7 protein-coding genes are annotated in these 4,923 nt (G+C 38.0%); 2 read left to right on the forward strand and 5 right to left on the reverse strand.

All coding sequences use genetic code 11. The features are described from left to right. The 5 genes from Q1553_RS06895 to Q1553_RS06915 form a co-directional block, all read right to left on the reverse strand. Positions 1-803: TonB family protein (locus Q1553_RS06895; protein WP_300842851.1), on the reverse strand; the 803-nt coding region annotated here is incomplete at its 3' end. Continuing rightward, positions 790-1,314: a hypothetical protein gene (locus tag Q1553_RS06900; RefSeq protein WP_300668803.1), complete on the reverse strand. Its 525-nt coding sequence runs from the start codon at positions 1,312-1,314 to the stop codon at positions 790-792. The genes Q1553_RS06900 and Q1553_RS06895, both read right to left, overlap by 14 nt. Then, positions 1,311-1,670, reverse strand: coding sequence for a flagellar motor switch protein FliN (gene fliN, locus Q1553_RS06905; RefSeq protein WP_115552000.1), 360 nt, complete (start codon positions 1,668-1,670; stop codon positions 1,311-1,313). Before fliN ends, Q1553_RS06900 begins: the two co-directional genes overlap by 4 nt. 9 nt (positions 1,671-1,679) lie before the next feature. Next, positions 1,680-2,093, reverse strand: coding sequence for a hypothetical protein (locus Q1553_RS06910; RefSeq protein ID WP_115552001.1), 414 nt, complete (start codon positions 2,091-2,093; stop codon positions 1,680-1,682). A gap of 133 nt (positions 2,094-2,226) precedes the next feature. After that, entirely contained in the window at positions 2,227-3,255 is a 1,029-nt protein-coding gene (locus tag Q1553_RS06915) for a cation transporter (RefSeq protein ID WP_245944275.1), read from the reverse strand. A 219-nt stretch (positions 3,256-3,474) separates the two neighbouring features. Here Q1553_RS06915 and Q1553_RS06920 point away from each other — a divergent pair, with 219 nt between their 5' ends. After that, positions 3,475-4,359 carry a phosphate ABC transporter substrate-binding protein gene (locus Q1553_RS06920; protein ID WP_300761556.1) on the forward strand — a complete coding sequence of 295 codons (885 nt, stop codon included), beginning with the start codon at positions 3,475-3,477 and terminating at the stop codon, positions 4,357-4,359. Further along, positions 4,356-4,923: hypothetical protein (locus Q1553_RS06925; protein ID WP_300842852.1), on the forward strand; the 568-nt coding region annotated here is incomplete at its 3' end. The genes Q1553_RS06920 and Q1553_RS06925, both read left to right, overlap by 4 nt.

Here is a 4,923-nt window from a genome sequence, read left to right on the forward strand (position 1 = left end):
ATCCTATACATCACCCGAATGCGAATCTTAGTTTTCACACTTGGATAAGGATAGTCCTTATAGGCGATTTTGATTGTATGCACGCTATTATCATCTAGCAGGGTAAAGCCACTTGGCGTAAGGAGTTTAAGGTCAGAAATATCTCCATTAGGATACAAATAAAATTCCACGATATTGTCCCCTTGTTGTCCCATCTTACCCGCGATTGTTGGATATTTCAAATACCTTTGTGTAATGCGTCCGATTCCACTTAAATTATCCTTGATAAACTTCCTTTGCTCCGCATCAAGCGAACCAAACTCCTCGCCATAGAGGTCTTTTACCTCCTGATTGGACATATCTTTTCCAAAATCATAAATAGAGGGGGAATGCGGCGCACCAACCGCACCCGAAGCATTTTGGTGATTCTGGGTGGATTGCGTCTGTGGTCTTGCTAGGCTTTGCGCTAAAGACTCGCTCAAGGCTTTTGAGATTTGCTTCGTTGCAGGCTTAGATTGTGCGGATTTTGATTGATTTGTTTGGGGCTTTGGCTTCTTAGGTTTTTCTACTTTTGCTTTTGGGGATTCTTGCATACGCGGTGTAGATTCCGATCTCGCCTGTGGTGCAGGAGCTTGCTCTCTACTCTGCCCCTCTCCACCTTGTGAAAATCTAAAATGCTTCAAACTCACGCGTTCTCCCTCTTGCGTCCCCAAACGCGGAGGGTGATACAAATCACTTAAGTGCGACTCCCACAAAAAAAGCAAAAGCAACAATGCGTGAATTGCTAAAGATAGAAAAAGTGCGAGAAAATTATTTCGCTTCACTTGGCAACTCTTGCTCTAATAATTCCTTAAATGATTCTTGCGTGGCACTCTCCGATTCTATGGAATAAGAATCCACCAATTTTGCATAACTATTACCCAAAATAACTAAATACCGCTTTTGATAAGCTTCAAACACAATCAACTTGCTATTTAACCCCAAAGTTGTAATAGATTGCACTTGCACGGCACTTGTTGAATTTTTTGCGTCAAACAATGCACCCAATACATTAGGTTTGGTAGCCTTGATTTGTGGGGAATTGAGGCGATTTTTCACATACCATAAAAAAATTAAAAGCCCAACTAAAATTAAAATCACACCAAAATATTGCAACATATTAATGCTTTCAAGCGGAGATTTTCCCATTTCAAAAGCGAATTCTGAAATCTTAGAATCCGACGACATTCCTTGCAATGAAGATTCTGCGTTCGCACTCTCTTCGCGCATTTGGCTTGCGTTTAGAATCACACCAAAAAAACATATTCCACACAAAAGTACAAGCACTGCTCTCATACCGTGCCGATACTCTCTCGTGTTAGATAATAAACAATCGCATTAGAATCAAGAATTTCATTTACGCGAATCGCGAGGTTTTTTTCATAAACCATTACTTCGCCCTTGCCGATGATTCGCCCATTAATATAAATCTCTACACTCTCTCCAGCAGGTTTTTGCAAGTCAATAATAGAGCCTTTCTCAAAGCGTAAAATATCCAACAGCGGCACTTTGGTAGAACCAAGCTCGGATTTAAAAATCACTCCCATATCCAAAAGCCCGCTATAATTGTTTATAATCCCGTCTAAATACCGCACTAAATCTTCTTGTTTAGGGGCTTGGATTTTGGCTAATGTAAATTCATCTGCTGGCATAACTTCCCTTTATCTATGCAAAAATAATGAGCATGGTGCGCCTTCAAGCGTAAAATCCAAATGATTATATTGTCTGTCTTGAAATTCACCATAACCAAACACGCGCGGAGTTTTGATATTAAAACTTTTTCCCTCTTTAACTGCAAGCACTTTCCCAAGCCCAATCGTCAAGTTTGCCAACTCTTGTGAGAGGTCTTGCAAAGTCAAATCGTCTTTTGCATTTTCTCCAAATAATCCAAAAGATAGAATATTCAAAAACTCTTTAGAACTTACAAAAGTAACCGTTCCTTTGGTATCATCTCCAAAGATAAGATCAATGCTAGAGAGATAACCGCATAAAAGCTTATTATCACAACGTGTGGGGGTTTTCTCAAGCGTATCTTCTATGGCTTGGATAAATGCCTTTTCAATGATTCCTTTCATAAAAATGACCTTAATTTTAAGTTAAACAAAAATTATTAAAAATCATTATAGCTAAATTTTATTTATCTTTGCTGTAATTCTAATGGATTTAATAAGGATTTTTATTTAAAATTTTTTAAGATTATATAGCATATCACAGCCACTTTGGATTTGCGGTGAAACTAACAAGTAGCCAAATCTTATAACTTGGAATCTCTAAAGATTGTTCAATTTTGTTACGAATCACATCTATTTCACCTGCACTCAATTTTGCATTTGCGTCTGTTACCAAAAGATTCACTTCAATCATAAAAAACCTTCCACTTTTTGCGACATGTGTATCATAATCCTCAAATCCATATTCTGCACTTAAATTTTCCATAACTTCTGTAATTTTATCATCTAATTCTTGAGGAGCAATCATCATCAAATCTTTAAGATTTGCAATAAAAATCTTAACAGGTGTGAAAGCCAAAAACACACTTAATAGCACAAGCAAAATCGGGTCAATATAACGCGTCAAAGATTCTTGTTGTTCTGGGTCAAACAGCACAATCGCCCCAAAAGCAAACAACGCTCCAAGATATAAAACACAATCAATTTTCCACTCTACATTATCCACACCAATAAGTTCAGAATCTAGTCGTTTAGCATAAAATCGCGTAAAAACAAAAATAATCAAGCAAAGCACAAAAGCACAAAATGTGTAAATTGCCGCTCCATTAATTTGTAAAGTATATCCCCCACTCAAAATATCCTCTATTCCGCCTATTAGAGCATAAATACAAACGATGATGAGAATCAAACTCTTAAAAAGATTCACCATAGGTTCAAAACGAACATAACCATATTGAAACACATCATCATCTTCACGATAAATAAAGCGTGAGGTAATCACACTCAAAAGTCCCAATCCTACTGAAACAAGCGCGATGATTCCATCAAATACGATTGCCGAGCTTTTAAATCCGAGCCCAAAGGCGATTCCCAAAATTGCCAACAATAAGGCACTATACATAGAAACTTTTAAGACAAATTGTTCTTGTTGATTGTTTGCTAGCAAAGATTGCTGTGTTTGTAAAGGCTGCAAAAATTTTTGACGCACTTTTCTACCATAATTACTCGTTGGGATTCTCAATTTCATCAGCAAAACCTCTGTAAATTTGGCAAAATTATAACGCATTTTAAGATTCTACAACAAAATCCCTCTTTTTAAATTCTAAGGAATGTTTTTGGCTTGTCAAAATTACAGATTTTCAAGTGTAAGCAAATCACTTCGCGGAATGCGCTTTAGCTTCGCCTCGCAAGGACGAGAAATTAAAATTTATTTAACCAAAAATAGGAATCTTTAAAGATAATTTTGCTAGGATTGCGACTTTAAATCTCACAAAAGGAATCAATTATGCTAAAAGTCTCTACACTTTTATCTGCTTCAGTTTTGTTGCTCACATTTGGTGCATTTACCGGTTGTGGGTCTAATTCTAAAGATTCTTCGGAATCTAGCGCGACAAATGCTTCAAGCGAAAACTTAGCCGTCTTTGCCAAAGAGCAAGGCAAGATAGATATTGCAGGAGGCACTGCGCATATCCCAGTAATGAAAAAGGCGGCAGAAGCAATTATGTCGTTTAACCCTAACATCACCATTAGCATTACAGGGGGTGGCACAGGTGCTGGAATCACAAAAGTTGGCGAGGGCTTGGTTCAGATTGGTAATACCGGACGCGCACTAAAACCCCAAGAAATTGAAAAATATCAGTTGGTTTCTTTTCCTTTTGCAGTAGATGGAGTTGCCATTGCGGTGCATAAAGAAAACCCTCTCTCTAATCTCACCAAAGAGCAAGTAAGCCGAATTTTCAGCGGGGAAGTCAAAAATTGGAATGAGCTAGGAGGCAATGAGGGCGTAATTAACCTCTATGTGCGTGAAGATGGAAGCGGCACACGCGATACTTTTGAATCCAAAGGCTTAAACAAAGGTATAGAGATTCCACAAACTGCAAATGTCGTCAGCTCCAATGGTGCGATGAAAATCGCTCTTGCACAAGATAAAAATGCGATTGGTTATGTCGGAATCGGACATTTGGATTCAAGCATTAAAGGAATCGCATTTGAAAATATTGAACCCACTCAAGAAAAAACAAAAGAAGGTTCTTATCAAATCAGCCGCCTTCTCTATATGAATACAAAAGGCGAACCACAAGGACTAACTAAGCTTTTTGTGGATTATATTTATTCTAGTGATGGCGCAAAGTTTATTGAACAATCCGGCTATATCCCGCTTCCAAAATGAAACTTGTCGCAATATTTGCGACAATCATAGCATTAAGCGGAATCTGCCTACTTTTTCTTGTGATTGGTGGGTTTGGACTACAAACACTTGCTTCCAATCCTAGCTTAACACTTCACTTTAGTTGGAATCCCAAAGCCAATGAATTTGGGGTTTTGACAATGTTTGTTAATTCACTGATTCTAAGCTTTAGCACATTGCTTGTTGCATTTCCTTGTAGTTTAGCCATCGTCTGCGTTCTCATCTTGCCGATGAAATCCAAAGCAACCAAGCTTTTGCAGAGTATTTTAAACTTTCTTGTGCGTTTTATGGGTTCTATTCCCACCGTGCTTTACGCCTTTGGTGCATTGTTTTTACTCGTTCCACTCTTAAGAGAGGCTTTTAGCGGAAGCGGGAGAAATCTGTTAGCCTGTATTTGTGTCTTGAGTCTCGTGATTCTACCCACAATGGTTTTGCTTTTAGAATCTGGACTTAAAAAACCTTTTTCAAATCAGTATTTAAACGCTCTCTCGCTTGGATTGCACAACTTTGAAACTTTTTATTTTATCGTGATTCCAAAGGCTAAAG

It is taken from the genome of Helicobacter sp. UBA3407 (assembly GCF_949747025.1).
Classification (GTDB): domain Bacteria; phylum Campylobacterota; class Campylobacteria; order Campylobacterales; family Helicobacteraceae; genus Helicobacter_D; species Helicobacter_D ganmani.

Excerpts from the sequence above, each read along its gene's own strand:
- fliN (WP_115552000.1), bottom strand. The coding sequence starts at position 1,670 with ATGCCAGCAGATGAATTTACATTAGCCAAAATCCAAGCCCCTAAACAA.
- Q1553_RS06900 (WP_300668803.1), bottom strand. The coding sequence starts at position 1,314 with ATGAGAGCAGTGCTTGTACTTTTGTGTGGAATATGTTTTTTTGGTGTG.
- Q1553_RS06920 (WP_300761556.1), top strand. The coding sequence starts at position 3,475 with ATGCTAAAAGTCTCTACACTTTTATCTGCTTCAGTTTTGTTGCTCACA.
- Q1553_RS06910 (WP_115552001.1), bottom strand. The coding sequence starts at position 2,093 with ATGAAAGGAATCATTGAAAAGGCATTTATCCAAGCCATAGAAGATACG.
- Q1553_RS06915 (WP_245944275.1), bottom strand. The coding sequence starts at position 3,255 with ATGCGTTATAATTTTGCCAAATTTACAGAGGTTTTGCTGATGAAATTG.